General features: G+C 67.4%; 20 protein-coding genes. 12 read left to right on the plus strand and 8 right to left on the minus strand.

Annotation, left to right across the window (positions count from 1 at the left end; translation table 11 throughout):
- The gene (gene rnhA, locus ACETK8_RS10185; protein ID WP_374035930.1) at positions 1 to 447 is read right to left on the minus strand and encodes a ribonuclease HI; all 447 of its coding nucleotides are present in this window, start codon (positions 445 to 447) and stop codon (positions 1 to 3) included.
- Positions 448 to 550: 103 nt separating this feature from the next.
- On the opposite strand from rnhA, the gene ACETK8_RS10190 reads away from it, so the two are divergent.
- The 4 genes from ACETK8_RS10190 (at position 551) to ACETK8_RS10205 (ending at position 2,554) form a co-directional block, all read left to right on the plus strand.
- Positions 551 to 760 (plus strand): twin-arginine translocase TatA/TatE family subunit, encoded by a 210-nt coding sequence (locus ACETK8_RS10190; RefSeq protein ID WP_374035931.1) that lies wholly within the window; start codon positions 551 to 553, stop codon positions 758 to 760.
- A 26-nt stretch (positions 761 to 786) separates the two neighbouring features.
- Positions 787 to 1,371, plus strand: coding sequence for a Sec-independent protein translocase protein TatB (gene tatB, locus ACETK8_RS10195; RefSeq protein ID WP_374035932.1), 585 nt, complete (start codon positions 787 to 789; stop codon positions 1,369 to 1,371).
- Positions 1,368 to 2,249 carry a twin-arginine translocase subunit TatC gene (gene tatC / locus ACETK8_RS10200; protein ID WP_374035933.1) on the plus strand — a complete coding sequence of 294 codons (882 nt, stop codon included), beginning with the start codon at positions 1,368 to 1,370 and terminating at the stop codon, positions 2,247 to 2,249. Before tatB ends, tatC begins: the two co-directional genes overlap by 4 nt.
- A gap of 104 nt (positions 2,250 to 2,353) precedes the next feature.
- Positions 2,354 to 2,554 carry a hypothetical protein gene (locus ACETK8_RS10205; RefSeq protein ID WP_374035934.1) on the plus strand — a complete coding sequence of 67 codons (201 nt, stop codon included), beginning with the start codon at positions 2,354 to 2,356 and terminating at the stop codon, positions 2,552 to 2,554.
- Here ACETK8_RS10205 and ACETK8_RS10210 read toward each other — a convergent pair.
- The 3 genes from ACETK8_RS10210 to ACETK8_RS10220 all read right to left on the minus strand — a co-directional run bounded on the left by ACETK8_RS10210 (position 2,551) and on the right by ACETK8_RS10220 (position 4,981).
- Entirely contained in the window at positions 2,551 to 2,970 is a 420-nt protein-coding gene (locus ACETK8_RS10210) for a BLUF domain-containing protein (protein ID WP_374035935.1), read from the minus strand. The genes ACETK8_RS10205 and ACETK8_RS10210 overlap by 4 nt on opposite strands.
- A gap of 206 nt (positions 2,971 to 3,176) precedes the next feature.
- Entirely contained in the window at positions 3,177 to 4,586 is a 1,410-nt protein-coding gene (glnA, locus tag ACETK8_RS10215) for a type I glutamate--ammonia ligase (RefSeq protein WP_374035936.1), read from the minus strand.
- Positions 4,587 to 4,642: 56 nt separating this feature from the next.
- Positions 4,643 to 4,981 carry a P-II family nitrogen regulator gene (locus ACETK8_RS10220; protein ID WP_309629111.1) on the minus strand — a complete coding sequence of 113 codons (339 nt, stop codon included), beginning with the start codon at positions 4,979 to 4,981 and terminating at the stop codon, positions 4,643 to 4,645.
- Between the two features lie 119 nt (positions 4,982 to 5,100).
- Between ACETK8_RS10220 and ACETK8_RS10225 the strand changes: the two genes are divergently transcribed.
- The 6 genes from ACETK8_RS10225 to ACETK8_RS10250 all read left to right on the plus strand — a co-directional run bounded on the left by ACETK8_RS10225 (position 5,101) and on the right by ACETK8_RS10250 (position 9,422).
- Complete coding sequence (locus ACETK8_RS10225; RefSeq protein WP_374035937.1) at positions 5,101 to 5,616, plus strand: hypothetical protein; 516 nt, start codon at positions 5,101 to 5,103, stop codon at positions 5,614 to 5,616.
- A complete protein-coding gene (locus ACETK8_RS10230; protein WP_374035938.1) occupies positions 5,613 to 6,437 on the plus strand; it encodes an NAD(P)H-hydrate dehydratase in 825 nt (274 codons plus the stop codon). The genes ACETK8_RS10225 and ACETK8_RS10230 overlap by 4 nt, the downstream gene beginning before the upstream one ends.
- Before the next feature lie 96 nt (positions 6,438 to 6,533).
- A complete protein-coding gene (locus ACETK8_RS10235; RefSeq protein WP_374035939.1) occupies positions 6,534 to 6,806 on the plus strand; it encodes a hypothetical protein in 273 nt (90 codons plus the stop codon).
- A gap of 40 nt (positions 6,807 to 6,846) precedes the next feature.
- Positions 6,847 to 7,350 (plus strand): flavin reductase family protein, encoded by a 504-nt coding sequence (locus ACETK8_RS10240; RefSeq protein ID WP_374035940.1) that lies wholly within the window; start codon positions 6,847 to 6,849, stop codon positions 7,348 to 7,350.
- Positions 7,347 to 8,201 (plus strand): NAD(P)-dependent oxidoreductase, encoded by an 855-nt coding sequence (locus ACETK8_RS10245; protein ID WP_374035941.1) that lies wholly within the window; start codon positions 7,347 to 7,349, stop codon positions 8,199 to 8,201. Before ACETK8_RS10240 ends, ACETK8_RS10245 begins: the two co-directional genes overlap by 4 nt.
- A gap of 150 nt (positions 8,202 to 8,351) precedes the next feature.
- The gene (locus ACETK8_RS10250) at positions 8,352 to 9,422 is read left to right on the plus strand and encodes an alpha/beta fold hydrolase (RefSeq protein ID WP_374035942.1); all 1,071 of its coding nucleotides are present in this window, start codon (positions 8,352 to 8,354) and stop codon (positions 9,420 to 9,422) included.
- Positions 9,423 to 9,700: 278 nt separating this feature from the next.
- Here the strand turns inward: ACETK8_RS10250 and ACETK8_RS10255 are convergent, their stop codons facing one another.
- From ACETK8_RS10255 to hemB, 4 genes are read right to left on the minus strand one after another with little or no spacing between them, the layout of a single operon-like run.
- Positions 9,701 to 10,642 (minus strand): CAP domain-containing protein, encoded by a 942-nt coding sequence (locus tag ACETK8_RS10255; protein ID WP_374035943.1) that lies wholly within the window; start codon positions 10,640 to 10,642, stop codon positions 9,701 to 9,703.
- Positions 10,643 to 10,673: 31 nt separating this feature from the next.
- Positions 10,674 to 11,297, minus strand: coding sequence for a peptidylprolyl isomerase (locus ACETK8_RS10260; protein WP_374035944.1), 624 nt, complete (start codon positions 11,295 to 11,297; stop codon positions 10,674 to 10,676).
- 17 nt (positions 11,298 to 11,314) lie between these two features.
- Positions 11,315 to 12,034 (minus strand): carbonic anhydrase, encoded by a 720-nt coding sequence (locus tag ACETK8_RS10265; RefSeq protein ID WP_374035945.1) that lies wholly within the window; start codon positions 12,032 to 12,034, stop codon positions 11,315 to 11,317.
- 57 nt (positions 12,035 to 12,091) lie between these two features.
- On the minus strand, positions 12,092 to 13,096 hold the full coding sequence (hemB, locus tag ACETK8_RS10270) for a porphobilinogen synthase (protein WP_374035946.1): 1,005 nt from the start codon (positions 13,094 to 13,096) through the stop codon (positions 12,092 to 12,094).
- A gap of 267 nt (positions 13,097 to 13,363) precedes the next feature.
- Between hemB and ACETK8_RS10275 the strand changes: the two genes are divergently transcribed.
- Entirely contained in the window at positions 13,364 to 14,503 is a 1,140-nt protein-coding gene (locus ACETK8_RS10275; protein WP_374035947.1) for an isobutyryl-CoA dehydrogenase, read from the plus strand.
- The gene (locus tag ACETK8_RS10280) at positions 14,500 to 15,051 is read left to right on the plus strand and encodes a hypothetical protein (RefSeq protein WP_374035948.1); all 552 of its coding nucleotides are present in this window, start codon (positions 14,500 to 14,502) and stop codon (positions 15,049 to 15,051) included. The genes ACETK8_RS10275 and ACETK8_RS10280 overlap by 4 nt, the downstream gene beginning before the upstream one ends.
- Positions 15,052 to 15,056: the final 5 nt, after the last annotated feature.

The raw sequence follows: 15,056 nt of genomic DNA on the forward strand, positions 1-15,056 counted from the left end.
TCAGGCTTTCGCCGCGCGCATCCGCTCGATGCCGAGGTTGGCCAGCTGATCGGCGCGTTCGTTCAGGGGGTGGCCGGCGTGGCCCTTGACCCAGTGCCACTTCACCTCGTGCCGTGCGCGGGCGACGTCGAGCCGCTTCCACAGGTCGTCGTTCTTGACCGGCTTCTTGTCCGCCGTCTTCCAGCCGCGCGCCTTCCAGCCGTGGATCCAGCCGGTGATGCCGTCCATCACATATTTGCTGTCCGTATGCAGATCGACCTTGCAAGGGCGCGTCAGGGTCTCCAGCGCCATGATGGCGGCCATCAGCTCCATCCGGTTGTTGGTCGTCAGGGGCTCGCCCCCGCACAACTCCTTGGATTTCCCCTGCGCCTGCAGGATGGCGCCCCAGCCGCCGGGGCCCGGATTGCCCTTGCAGGCGCCGTCGGTGTGGATGGTGACGTGACTCATTTTCGCGGACTTACAGGTTCGCTTGGCGCGCCGCCATCGGTTGGACTATAGGGACGATTAGTTTTGACGCGGGCCGCGTTCGGCCCGTTCCAGGAGACCTCCCGTGGGCAGCTTCAGCATCTGGCATTGGGCCATCGTCATCGTCGTGGTCGCCCTGCTGTTCGGCGGCAAGGGCAAGATCTCGGGTCTGATGGGCGACGCCGCCAAGGGCATCAAGGCCTTCCGCGACGGCCTGAAGGACGAGGACAAGAAGGAAGAGGCCCCCGGAACCCTGCCGCGCACCGACGCGGAAAAGGAAGAGCTGAAGCGCTAGGTCCGGTACGCGAAAGAGCCTGACGCATGGGCGGCCTCGGCCCCGGGATCGGGGGCCTCGAATATCTGGTTATCGGCGTCGTGGCGCTCGTGGTCGTCGGACCCGAGCGGCTGCCCGGAATGTTGCGCCAGCTCGGCAAGATGGTCGCCAAGGCGCGCGGCATGGCCAACGAGTTCCGTTCCAGCTTCGATGAGATGGCGCGGCAGTCCGAGCTCGATGAACTCCGCAAGGAGGTTCAGGCCCTGAGGGACGGGACCAGTCCGATGGGGCAGGGGATGGTGCGCCTCGGCGACGAGGCCAACGCCGCCTTCAAGGGCATCAAGGACGAGCTGGAGAAGCCCGCCGTCGTTGAGCCGCCGCGTGCGGTGACGCTGGACCAGCCCGAGTTCCCGGAGCCGACGGCCATGCCCGTGGTCGAGGCTCCGAAACCCGTCAAGGCCAGGAAGCCGAAGGCGACGACCACGAAGGCCGAAACCGCTACGGCGAGCGCGCCGAAACCGCGCGCCAAGCCGGCCGCGAAGCCCGCTGAGACCAAGCCCGCACAGACCAAGGCGTCGGCGCCCAAGGCCGCCAAGCCACGCGCGCCGCGCAAGCCTAAAGCCGATCAATGACCGACCGCGACGAAGCCGAGATCGAGGCGTCGCGTGCGCCCCTGATGGATCACCTGATCGAGCTGCGCGGCCGTCTGGTGATCTGTATCGTGGCCTTCGGTCTGGCCTTCATCTTCTGCTTCATCTTCGCCGGGCCGATCTACGTCTTCCTGGTCAAGCCGTTCGCGGCGGCCAGCGCCCTGCATGCCGGGGCGACGGGGCACAGCGTGTCGCCGATCGACCTGATCCTGGTGACGGCGGGCATTCATCCGATGCCGCCGACGACCCACGAGGCGGCCCAGCTGATCTATACGGCGCCGCTGGAAATCCTGTTCACCAAGATGAAGCTGGCCGGCTTCGGAGCCGTGTTCCTGGCCTTCCCGGTCCTGGCCTTCCAGCTCTACCGGTTCGTGGCGCCGGGCCTCTATCGCAACGAAAAGGGCGCCTTCCTGCCCTTCCTGATCGCGTCGCCTTTGCTGTTCCTGCTGGGCGCCGCGCTTGTCTACTTCGTCATGCTGCCGTTCGTGATGTGGTTCTCGTTGAGCCAGCAGATCAGTTCGGACACGGTGGCCGTCGCCCTGTTGCCCAAGGTGTCGGAGTATCTGAGTCTGGTGACGGCCCTGGTCCTGGCCTTCGGCCTCTGTTTCCAGCTGCCGGTTGTGATGACCCTGTTGGGACTGGCCGGGCTGATCACATCCAAGTTCATGGCAGAGGGGCGTCGCTATGCGATCGTCGCGGTCGTGGTCCTGGCCGCCGTCGTGACCCCGCCGGACCCGATCAGCCAGCTGATGCTCGCCGTGCCCCTGTGCTTCCTCTACGAGATCTCGATCTGGTGCGTGCGGCTGATCGAGCTGCGTCGCAAGAAGGATGAGGACGCCGAGGATCCGATCCCGGCCTGACCACCTTCGCTATATGATCGGCGATCCTATAACTTTAGGTCGGTCGATGATCCCCAAGCTTAACCATTAAGGTCCAGGTAACCGTCTCCTGAGACCTCGCGGGTATGGAAGCGCTGACCACCGTCCGAACCGCCGATGACTGCCGTGAGAGGGCGCGTCAGCTCTTTGCCCTGGCCGTGGCGGAGAATGATCCGGCTCGGCGCGAGGCCTGGCTGGTGCAGGGGGAGCGGTGGATGCAGCGGTGGCGCTACTGGACGCCGTCGCAGAACATCATCGAGCCGGACAGCCGCGCCTACGGCCGCTAGTAGCCGCCGACCGAACGCCGGAACTCACGCGCCATGGTCAAAAGGACGTGGCGATAGGCCGGGGCGTGGCGACGGCCGTCGGCCAGAAGTTTGGCCATCATCGTCTCGCTGACGGGCGTCAGGGTCGGGAAGAGCATCGACCATTCCGGGAAGGCGCGCTCGCGGATCGTCATGCGGTCCAGGATGTCGAAGTCCCGGTGGCGCGGATCGTGGCGCAGGCGGTCCACCAGCCAGTCGAGGGCATCGGGCGGTCCTTCCAGCAACTGAATGAAGCGGTCGCCGCTGTAGGTCAGGGCGCCGGTGACCCGGTAGGCCCCGTTGTTGCGCGAGGACACCTCCAGGATGTCGGCGACATCCAGGGGGGAGGCCAGAGGGATGTTGGAGCGGCTGATATAGACAAGTTGTTCAAGCGACATGACGGGCTCAGGGCCGGGACATCCGGCGGTGGGGCGTTCTTGTCGAACGCTGTCAATGCAGCCTTGAAAAGCTTGGTAAATCCTGCGCCGCAGCCCCCTTCTGATACCAAAGTTATAGGTTTGGCCATCGATTTTCGGGCCGAAACGAAAGAGGCGCCGGACGGTCTCCCGTCCGGCGCCCCGATGCCGTCAGATCCGGGTGGGGATCAGCAGCTGTAGTACATGTCGAACTCGACCGGGTGCGGGTGGAGCTGGAGGCGCATGACCTCTTCCATCTTGAGCTCGATGTAGCTGTCGATGAAGTCGTCATCCATGACGCCGCCCTTCTTGAGGAAGGCGCGGTCCTTGTCGAGGTTCTCCAGGGCCTCACGAAGCGAGCCGCAGACCTCGGGGATCGAGCCGCGCTCTTCCGGCGGCAGGTCGTAGAGGTTCTTGTCGGCGGGCGCGCCCGGATCGATGCGGTTCTCGATCCCGTCCAGGCCGGCCATCAGAAGGGCGACGAAGGTCAGGTAGGGGTTGCCCATCGGGTCGGGGAAGCGGGCTTCCAGACGCTTGGCCTTGGGCGAGGAGACGTGCGGGATGCGGATCGAGGCCGAACGGTTGCGGGCCGAGTAGGCCAGTTTCACCGGGGCTTCGTAGCCGGGCACCAGACGCTTGTAGGAGTTGGTCGTCGAGTTGGCGAAGGCGTTGATGGCCTTGGCGTGTTTGATGATGCCGCCGATGTACCAGAGACACTCCTGTGACAGACCGGCGTATTTGTCGCCGGCGAACTGGGGTTTGCCGTCCTTCCAGATCGACATGTGGACGTGCATGCCCGAGCCGTTGTCGGCGAACATGGGCTTGGCCATGAAGGTGGCAGACTTGCCGTAGGCCGCGGCCACGTTGTGGATCACGTACTTATAGAGCTGAAGTCGGTCGGCCATGGTCAGCAGGTCGGAGAACTTCAGACCCAGTTCGTGCTGGGCCGGGGCCACCTCGTGGTGGTGCTTCTCGGGCTGGAGGCCCAGGTCGCGCATGACGCCCAGCATCTCGCCGCGCAGGTCCTGACCCGAGTCGACCGGGTTGACCGGGAAATAGCCGCCCTTGGGCCCAGGGCGGTGGCCCATGTTGCCCTCGGTGTATTCCGAACCCGTGTTGGCCGGCAGTTCGGTCGAGTCGTAGCTGTAGCCGGTGTTGTGCGGCTGGGTGTTCCAGCGGACGTCGTCGAAGATGAAGAACTCGGCCTCGGGGCCGAAGAAGACCTGGTCGCCCACGCCCGAGGACTGGACGTAGCTGAGGGCCTTCTTGGCCATCGAGCGGCTGTCGCGGTTGTAGGGCTCGCCGGTGTCCGGGTTCATCACGTCGCAGAACAGGAACATCGTCGTCTGCTGGTAGAACGGGTCGATGTAGGCCGTGGCCAAGTCCGGCTTCAGCAGCATGTCGGACTCATTGATGGCCTTCCAGCCGGCGATCGACGAGCCGTCGAACATGGTGCCTTCCTCGAGGAAGTCCTCGTCGACCAGGTCGATGTCGAAGGTGACGTGCTGCAGCTTACCGCGCGTGTCGGTGAAGCGGACGTCGACGTATTTCACGTCCTTGTCCTTGATCTCCTGCAGGATTTTCTTGGCGGCGCTCATAGTCGTGATCCTTCTTCGTTTCTTCTGGGGAGGAAGTCGTGTTGCGGGGCTTCGGCCTAGACGGCCTGGGCTCCGGTTTCGCCGGTGCGGATGCGGATGACGTCGATCACGTCTGAGACGAAGATCTTTCCGTCACCGATCTTGCCGGTGCGAGCTGCGGTCTGGATGGCCTCGACCACGGCCGGGGCGAGGTCGTCGGCGACCACCACCTCGATCTTGATCTTGGGCAGGAAGTCGATGACGTACTCGGCGCCGCGATAGAGTTCGGAGTGACCCTTCTGGCGGCCATATCCCTTGGCCTCCAGCACGGTCATGCCCTGCACCCCGATGTCCTGGAGCGCTTCCTTCACGTCGTCGAGCTTGAACGGCTTGATGACGGCTTCGATCTTCTTCATGGGCGACCCCGAGGCGGCAGCGAAATGGGCCAGACACTCGGGTAGCAAAGGGACACCGCATCGCAGCATAAGGCAAGGGCCGCTTTGCATTTTCGTCACGGAGGCGTGTTGTTTCGGGCATGAGCACGATCACATTCAAACAGATCGACCGCGCGCTGGGGCTGTCGGTCGCCATGGGCTATCTGGCGGTCACGATGGGCGGGCTGATCGCCGTCGTCGGATTTTTCAAGCTGGCGACCTTCGTGGACGAGTTCGGCTCGGTGAAGGGGCTGGCGATCCTGGCGGTGATCCTGTTCGTCGCGCCGCCGATCTTCATGGTCATGGCCCTCTACAAGCGCACCGAGGTCCGGTTCACCTCCGACGCCATCGAGGTGATGACCAGGGGGCAGGCCGCGTCGAAGCGAATCCCGATCGCGGCCATCGCCACGGCGGACCTGAACCGGTCGCAGATGGGGGCGCTGAGCCTGTTCGGGAGCAACGGTCGGCTGCTGCACCGGTTCGCGCCCTACAACGACTCGACCAGCCTGGAGGCGCTGATCGAGGAACTGGTGCGGGCCGGGTCCTTCCGGGTCGAGAGCGTGCCGGTCCGTGTGTTCGGAACGATGGCCGCCGGGCGGGTGTTCACGCGCCGATGACCGCTTCGGCCTCCAACGATCCGGCGCTGTGGCGCGGGCTGCTGCCCTGGCCGGGCGCGGATACGCACAAGCATCAGCGGGGGCGGCTGGGCGTGGTGTCGGGCGGGCGGCTGAACACGGGCGCCGCGCGGCTGGCGGCGCGGGCGGGCCTGAGGGTCGGGGCCGGGCTGGTGCGGATCCTGTGTCCGCCGGACGCGGGCCCGGTGATCGCCGCGGCGGTGGAGGCGGTGATGGTCTCCGACTTCGAGACGCCCGAGGCGCTGGCGGATCTGGCCGGGCCGCTTGATTGCGTGGTGATCGGACCGGCTGCGGGCCTGACCGAGGCGACGGAGCGGAACCTGGCGGCCGTGGCGGGGACGGAGGCGGCGCTGGTGGTCGATGCGGACGCCCTGACGCTGTTCAAGGGCAGGGCGGGGGACCTGTTCGCCATGCTGGACGACCGGGACGTGATGACCCCGCACGAGGGGGAGTTCGAGCGGCTGTTTCCGGGGCTGTTGGCCGAGGGTCGGGAGGCGGCGGCGGTCGAGGCGGCGCGGGCCAGCGGGGCGACCGTGGTGCTCAAGGGCCGGGAGACGGTGATCGCGGGCCCGGACGGGCGGGTCAGGGTCAACCGCAACGGCACGCCCTGGCTGGCGACGGCGGGCAGTGGCGACGTGCTGGCCGGGCTGATCGGCGGACTGATCGTCCAGGGGATGGAGCCGTTCGAAGCGGCATCGGCGGCGGTGTGGATGCACGCGGATGCGGGCGGGCGGTTCGGGCCGGGGCTGATCGCGGAAGACCTGCCGGAACAGATCCCGGCGGTGCTGGCCGATCTGAGATGACGGCGGCGTCTGTCCACAGCGACGAGAACAAATGTGGAACAACTGGCTTGAGGGCGACGGCCCGGCGTGGTTCGTCGGGCTTGAGGAGCCCCGGCCATGCGCGACATCCGCAACGACTTCTATGAGCCCAGGAACGCGGGCGAGCCGGGCGCGCGGCTGGTGGTCGCCTGCGACGCACGAGGGTGCGAGCGGGCGACGCTGATGGACCCGAGGCCTCTGTTCGGAGCGCGTCGGTTCTGGCCGGCGTCGGGGCGGTCCGAGCGGTTCCGATGCACCTGCGGGTCGCGGGTGACGACGCTCAGCTACACGGCGAACACGGCGCAGGAGAACGGGCCGATTTCGAAGGATGTCATCCGGCTCTGGCTCTGACGCGGTTGCCTGATCCTGCGGGGTCGAATAGGTCCGGGGCGTGAGCCTTGAATCTCCTCCCGCAGAGGTCGCCGGCGGCGACGTGATGGCCTATCGCAAGGCGCTGGGCGCCTTCGCGACCGGGGTCTGTGTGGTGACGGCCGACAGCAAGATCGGTCCGTTGGGGATCACGATCAACTCCTTCACCTCGGTGTCGCTGAGCCCGCGTCTGGTCCTGTGGTGCCTGGATGAGCGGTCGGAGCGGTGGCATGCCTTCTGCGAGGCGGAGACCTTCTCGATCCATGTGCTGGACGCCGAGGGCGAGGCCCTGTCGCGGCGGTTCGCCAAGGGGATCGGGCTGATGGAGCCGCATGAGTTCCAGCGGGTAGGCGAGGCGCCGCCCCGGCTGGCGGCCGCGGCCCGGTTCGACTGCCGGACCCATTCGCGGGTGCAGATGGGCGACCACATGGTGATCGTCGGCGAGGTCGTGGATTTCGAGGCCACCGAGGCGGCGGCCCTGACCTATCACAGAGGCCGCTACGGCAAGGCGGGAGACGAGGCATGAAGATCGGTTTCGCCGGGCTGGGCGTCATGGGCGGGCCGATGGCGCGTCACCTGTTGAAGGCCGGGCATGAGGTGGCGGGCTACAACCGCTCGCCGGAGAAGGCGAAGGCCTGGGCCGAGGCCAACGGCGGCCGGGCGGCGGCGACGGTCGGCGAGGCGGCGGACGGGGTGGAACTGTTCATCCTGTGCGTCGGCAACGACGACGACGTGCGTCAGGTGGTGGGCGAGGCGCTGGCGGTCCTGAAGGCCGGCGCCGTGGTGGTGGACCACACGACGACCTCGGCCAAGGTGGCGCGGGAAATGGCCGAGCTGTGCGGGGCCAAAGGCGTGGCCTTCGTCGATGCACCGGTTTCGGGCGGTCAGGCGGGGGCCGAGAACGGCCAGCTCAGCGTCATGGCGGGCGGCGAGGCGGAGGCGCTGGAGACGGCGCGGCCGGCGCTGGAGGCCTATTCCAAGGCGATCCAGCACATGGGTCCGGCGGGCTCGGGCCAGCTGACGAAGATGGTCAACCAGATCGCCATCGCGGGGGTGGTCCAGGGGCTGGCCGAGGCGGTTCACTTCGCCAAGGTCGCGGGGCTGGACACCGACAAGGCCTATGACGCCGTGTCCAAGGGGGCGGCTCAGTCCTGGCAGATGGACAACCGCTGGAAGACGGCGGCGAAGGGCGAGTTCGAGTTCGGCTTCGCGGTCGACTGGATGCGCAAGGACCTGGGGCTGGTGCTGGACGAGGCGCGGGCGAACGGGGCGGTGCTCTCGCTGACAGCCCTGGTCGACCAGTTCTATTCCGAGGTGCAGGGGATGGGCGGCAATCGCTGGGATACGTCGAGCCTGAAGGCGCGGCTGAAGCCCTGAGCTGATTTGGACTCGAAGGCCTCCGAGTCCAACGAGTCCAAATCGTGAAGAAGTTCCGCGTAAGATTTTGAATTTGCGGACTTAAGGTGGATGAAGTGCGTTTGCACTCTGGTCGCCTCAGAGTCCAAAACGGGTGTGCTGGAGGGTAGGATGCGCCTGGGTTTCGCGACGATGCTGATGTGTGCGGCGGTGTGGGCCGGGGCGGCGAACGCCCAGACCTGGACGCCGGTCGAGGGGGATGCGGCGATCGGGACCCTGCCGATGGCGCGGGGCGAGGCTTTGGCCGAGGCGCGCATCCATTACCGGACGCTGGGCGAGCCCCGGCGGGGCGCGGACGGCAAGGTCAACAATGCGGTCCTGCTGCTGCACGGGACGGGTGGGACGGGCGCGCAGTTCCTGTCGCCGCAGTTCGCCAACGATCTGTTCGGGCCGGGCCAGCCGCTGGATGTGACGCGCTACTACGTCATCATGCCGGACAACATCGGCCACGGCGCCTCGTCCAAGCCCAGCGACGGGCTGCGGGCGGCGTTTCCCGAGTACGGCTATACCGAGATGGTCGAGGCGCAGCGGCGGATGCTGGGCGAGCTGGGGGTCGAGCGGTTGCGGCTGATCCTCGGGACCTCGATGGGCTGCATGCACATCTTCGTCTGGGGCACGACCCATTCGGACGCGGCCGACGCCCTGATGCCCATGGCCTGCGAGCCGACGGCGATCGTGGGGCGGAACCGTCTGTGGCGGACCATGCTGAAGGACGCGATCCGCAGCGATCCGCTGTGGGACGGCGGGAACTATCAGACCCAGCCGGTGCAGGGGCTGAGGACGGCCGTGGACCTGTTGCTGCTGGCCGGGTCGGCGCCGATGGCGATGCAGCAGGATCTGGCGACGGTCGAGGCGGTGGACGGTTATCTGACCACTCAGATGGAGCGCCGTCTGCCGGCGCTGGACGCCAACGACCTCTGGTATCAGGTCAACGCGTCCTGGGACTACGACCCGTCGGCGAACCTGGAGCGGATGACGGCGCCGACGACCTGGATCAACTCGGCGGACGACTTCATCAATCCGCCGGAGCTGGGGCTGTCGGAGACCTTCGTTCCTAGGCTGGCGGATGTGACGTATCGGCTCGTGCCGAACAGCGCCGAGGGCAAGGGACACGGGACCCACACCTGGGCGAAGTTCTGGAAGGACGATCTGGTGGCGCTTCTGGCGCGAACGGAACGCTGAGCCAAGCGGTGCTTGAGCTGGCGCATTCGGAAGGCAGGAGGTTCATCACAGCGAGCACGGAGGAGGCACGGCGGACACGACGATACCGAGTTTGCGCTGCTGTCGTCGATCGTTTCCGTCAGGGCCCGGGCCTGTCCGGCATGGATCGCGGCGAAGCCGCATTGGCGTATCGGCCTCCGACGATGAGCGTTACACCCTACGGATCCAATCGGTCCCGCCGTGTTCGTCGTGCCTCCTCCGTGCTCGCCGTGATGAACCCTTCAGGCCCGACGATGGCGTCAGGGCGTGATGCGGAAGGTGTAGGCGAAGTCCCGTGACTGGCCCTGGACGCGGACGTTGCGGATGGCGACGTCGTAGCTGACGCCGGGCTGCAGGCCCTCGGCGGCGAACTGGAGGCTGTTGGGCAGGCCGTAGGCGTTGTTGTCGAAGGTGATGCGGCTGACCTCCAGCACCTCGCCGCCCCTGCGACGCACCGAGACCTGGGCGTTCCTGTAGTCGACCTGTTCGCTGGCCGTCTTGTCGCGCAGGTCGACGAGGACGGCGAAGGAGAGGAGCGCGCTCGGGTCCCAGAAGCGCGCCGGGTAGTCGCCGAAGGGGTAGGCGATGAAGCCGCCCTCGATGGGTTCGGGGACCACGCGGTTGCTGCCGATGATCCGCATGGCGGCGCCGTCGGTGCGCCGACCGTCGGGCAGGATGCCGGCGACGCGGCCGAAGCTGATGGTGGCGAGGAAGGGATCCAACAGCCAGCGCCGGTGACCGATGCTGCCGGGGTTCATGTGGCGGACGTCGGTCATCCAGCCGGTGACCATCTCGTCCATCGAGACGAAAATCAGCCGCTGGGACGCCAGGCCGCCGAAGATGTTGCTGAGCCGCGCGCCCGTGGCGGCGTCCTCGGTGAAGCAGCGCCACCAGCTGCCCGGATAGTGGGACAGGCTGCCGTTGGCGGCGAAGACCATCGCGGCGGCGACGGCGGTGTTCTCGGTCCCCGGGTCGTAGGTGACGGGGGCGAGGCCGTGAAGCGCCCGGACCTCGTTGACCCGGGCGGTCAGGGTCGTGGTGATCTCGGGCCGAAGACGACCCGGACGGCAGCGCTCGAAGTCGGGCTGCTCGGCATAGAGGGCGGCGGCGCGGGCGGCGAAGTCGGGGTTGCGGTCCTGGGCGGCGACGGGCGCGGCCAGACAGGCGGCCGCGAGCGGCAGGGCGGCGAACAGGCGCTTCATCGAGGGGCGGGCTCCGAGCGGCGGGCGGGTGTCAGGGGGCGTTTTCGCGCCAGGCCTGGAGGATGGTGATCTTGGGCTCCAGCATCTGGCCGCGCATGAAGCCCTCGCCCTCCGTAGGCGAGGTTGGGCTGGCGAGGATGGTGCGGACGACGTCCATGCCCTGGACCACCCGACCGAAGACGGCGAAGCCGTCGGGATCGACCGAGAAGGATCGGCCGGCGTCGTAAGAGGGCGTCGGGCCGACCGAGACGAAGAAGTCGCCCGTGGCGGTGCCGGGCGCATAGCGGGCCATGGAGACGGCGCCGTCGATATGGCTGAGGCCCGTCTGGGTCGTCGGTTCGTGTGCGATGGGCGGCAGAACCCGCTCGGGGTCGTTGTTGACGCCGCCCTGGACCAGACCCGTGGTCGCGCCCGGCGTCGACTGCATGGCGCGGTAGAAGGTGGCCCCGTCGAAGCGGCGCTCGTCGACATATTTGAGGAAGTTGGCGGCGGTGATCGGGGCCTTCACGGCCTCGACCTCGATGACGATGCGGCCGGCAGTGGTCTCCATCTGCACGCGCGGCAGGGGCGCGGGCGGCGTCTGGATGTCCTGCGCGAAGGCGGGCGCCGCCAGACCGGCGGCGAGGGTGGCGAGGAGGAGGGCGCGTCTCAGCATGAGACCAGCCTAGCGCCTCATTCGTAGAAGTCGACGCGGCCCGTGGTCATGTCCTTCACGGCGGCGACGATCTTGACCGTCCCGGCCTCGACGGCGTCGGCCAGCGCCGCATCGGCCGTGCCCAGTTTCTCGGCGACCCAGCGAGCGTTCTCCTCCACGGCGGCGCGGGCGGGGTTGGCGGGGGACTTCTTCCGCGCGGCGAGGACGGCGGGAATGATGGGGACGATCATCTCCTCCAGCGAGGGATCCAGAGGCGCGCCGTCCACGATGGCCTCGGCCGCCGCGACCGCGCCGCAGCCGGAGTGGCCCATGACGACGACCAGAGGGGCGTGCAGATGCTTCACCGCATAGACGATGGAGGCGAGGCCGCGACGGTCCACGGTGTTGCCGGCGACGCGGATGATGAAGAGCTGGCCCAGACCCTGGTTGAACAGGATGGTCGGCGGTGTGCGGCTGTCGGCGCAACCGACGATGACGGCGATGGGGTGCTGGCCGCCCTGAAGCGGTTCGAGGTCGTGGGCGGTGACGTGGCCGAGGCTGGTCAGGCCGGACAGGAAGGCCGCGTTGCCGTCCTTCAGCAGCTGCAGGGCCTCGGCCGGCGTGGGCGGGGCGAACGTGACGACGGGTTCGACGACCTCGGCAGGGGCGGGCTCAGGGGCGACGGGCGGCGCGGCGGGCTCTGCCGCGTGGTCGAGCGCCGAGAACCGCTTCTTGCGGCCGAACCAGAGAAAACCCATCGCCGCCGCCCCTCATGCCTTCATTAACCGACATTTGGCGAACGAAGGTCGGCGAGGTCAAGCGCCCAGCAGTCTGGCCGCCTGGGGGGCGAAGTAGCTGAGGACGCCGGAGCAGCCCGCGCGCTTGAAGCCGTGCAGGGTCTCCAGGATGGCGCGGTCTTGGTCGAGCCAGCCGTTGGCGATGGAGGCCTGCATCATCGCGTACTCGCCACTGACCTGATAGGCGAAGGTCGGGAGCTTGAAGGTCTCCGAAACCCGCTGGACGATGTCGAGATAGGGCATGCCCGGCTTGACCATGACCATGTCGGCGCCTTCCGAGATGTCCATGGCGACCTCTTTCAGCGCCTCGTCGGAGTTGGCGTAGTCCATCTGATAGGTCTTCTTGTCGCCGGTCAGCATCTTCGTCGAGCCGACCGCGTCGCGATACGGGCCGTAGAAGGCCGAGGCGAACTTGGCCGCGTAGCTGAGGATCAGGGTGTCGTGGAAGCCGTTGGCCTCCAGCGCCTCGCGGATGGCCTGGACCCGGCCGTCCATCATGTCCGAAGGGGCGACGACGTCGGCGCCGGCGTGGGCCTGGATGAAGGCCTGTTCGGCGAGGCGGTCCAAGGAGGCGTCGTTGACGATCCGGCCGTCCTCGACGATCCCGTCGTGGCCGTGGTCGGTGTAGCAGTCCAGCGCCACGTCGCACATGACGCCGATCTCGGGCGCCGCGTCCTTGATGGCCTTGATGCAGTCGGGGATCAGGCCGTCGGGATCGGTCGCGCCGGTGCCGATTGCGTCCTTGGTCGCGGCGTCGACGTTGGGGAACAGGGCGACCATGGGGATGCCGAGGTCGCGGGCCTCTTTCGCCGCCTCGGCGGCCGCCTTGGGCGACAGACGGAAGACGCCGGGCATGGAGGGGACGGGGACGCGGTCCTCGGCGCCGTCATGGACGATCAGGGGCCAGATCAGGTCGGAAGGGGTCAGGGTGGTCTCGGCCACGAGACGGCGCACCCACGGCTGGCTGCGCAGGCGGCGGGGGCGGGCCATGGGGAAGGGGCCGGGCATGAAGGGGAGGGTCATGGCGGCTGCTTATCCCACACCCCCGCTTTCGTCATCCTCCGGCAAGCCGCGCCTTCGCGGTGCAGACCGGGGGACGCAGCGGCGCGCGGGAGCGCGAACCTGTCGAGGACACTACTGCTTCCGACATGCTGCCTGAACAGATCGCCTTCGGCGCCGCTGCCTCCTCCGGTCTCCGCTGCGCTTCGCCGGAGGATGACGAAAGTGGTTTGATGACGCCCGGCCTTGCTGTCGCTAGAAGCCCAAGAAAACGACCGTTCGGGAGACCCCATGGATTTCGCCCTCAGCGACGACCAGCGCGCCATTCAGGACGCGGCGCGCGCGTTCTCGGACGACCTGCTGGCGCCGAACTCGGCCGAGTGGGACGAGCACAAGATCTTCCCGGTCGACGTGATGCGTCAGGCGGCGGAGATGGGCTTCTGCGGCATCTATGCGTCGGAGGATTTCGGCGGGACGGGGCTGGGGCGGGTCGAGGCGGCGCTGATCTTCGAGGAGCTGGCGCGAGGGGACGTGGCGACGGCGGCCTTCATCTCGATCCACAACATGTCGACCTGGATGATCGACCGGTTCGGCAGCTACGACCTGCGTCAACGCTATGTGCCGATGCTGACGACGATGGAATATATCGCCAGCTATTGCCTGACCGAGCCGGGCTCGGGCTCGGACGCGGCGGCGATGCGGACGACGGCGACCAGGGACGGCGATCACTGGGTCCTGAACGGGTCCAAGGCCTTCATCTCGGGCGCGGGGACCTCTGACGTCTATGTCGTCATGGCGCGGACGGGCGAGGCGGGGCCGAAGGGGATTTCCGCTTTCGTCATCGACAAGGACACGCCGGGCCTGAGCTTCGGGGCGCAGGAGAAGAAGATGGGCTGGAACGCCCAGCCGACGGCCATCGTCCAGTTCGACGACTGCCGCGTGCCGGCGGCGAACCTGCTGGGCAAGGAGGGCGACGGGTTCCGCTATGCGATGATGGGGCTGGACGGCGGGCGGCTGAACATCGCGGCCTGTTCGCTGGGCGGGGCGCGGCTGGCGCTGGAGACGGCCCTGGCCTACGTCGGGACGCGGAAACAGTTCGGCAAGCCGATCGCCGACTTCCAGAACACCCAGTTCAAGCTGGCGGACATGGCGACCGAGCTGGAGGCGGCGCGGCTGATGGTGCTGCGCGGCGCCTGGGCCATCGACACCGACCATCCCGAGAAGACCAAATGGTGCGCCATGGCCAAGCGGATGGCGACCGACGCCTGTCACCAGATCGCCGACGAGGCGCTGCAACTGCACGGCGGCTACGGCTATCTGAAGGACTATCCGCTGGAGCGGATCGTGCGGGATCTGCGGGTGCACCGAATCCTCGAGGGAACCAACGAGATCATGCGGGTCATCACCGCGCGCGAGATGATGCGGCAATGAGGGACGAGGTGATCCCAAACCGGGCGCCGGATGGTCCGCTGGACCGCGAGGCGCTGTGGGCGACCTGGACGCGGCTGGTCGCGGAGTTCAGCTTCAAGCGGTTGTTCCGGCATTTGGCGACGTCGAAGTCCGGATGGGGTCTGTATGACGTCGATGTCGTCTCGACCCTGAACGCGACACCGATGGCGGCAGCCGCCAGGCCGATCCTGGCGGGGCTGAGCACCGTGGAACTGGCGGCCCTGCTGGCCATCGCCCGGATCAATACGGCGCGGAACGATTCGCTCTGGAAGATGGCGGCGCTGTTCTATGTGTCGGCGCCGGTGACGACGGTGCTGGCGGCGTTCCAGATCGCGCCGACCTTCACCAAGAAGGTGCTGGAAACGGGCGGAATCGGGTTCGTGCTGATCTTCCTCAGCCTGACGATCAGCCTGATCTTCTACTATTCGATCAACTGGCGGGCCGGGCAGGTCGCGGTCCTGATCGAGCTGGAGCTGATCGAGCGGGGGCATCAGACCGTCGCGCCGTCCGTGTCCGCGGGCGAGCAGTAGAGTTG

The organism is Brevundimonas staleyi (genome assembly GCF_041893865.1).
Lineage (GTDB): Bacteria > Pseudomonadota > Alphaproteobacteria > Caulobacterales > Caulobacteraceae > Brevundimonas > Brevundimonas staleyi.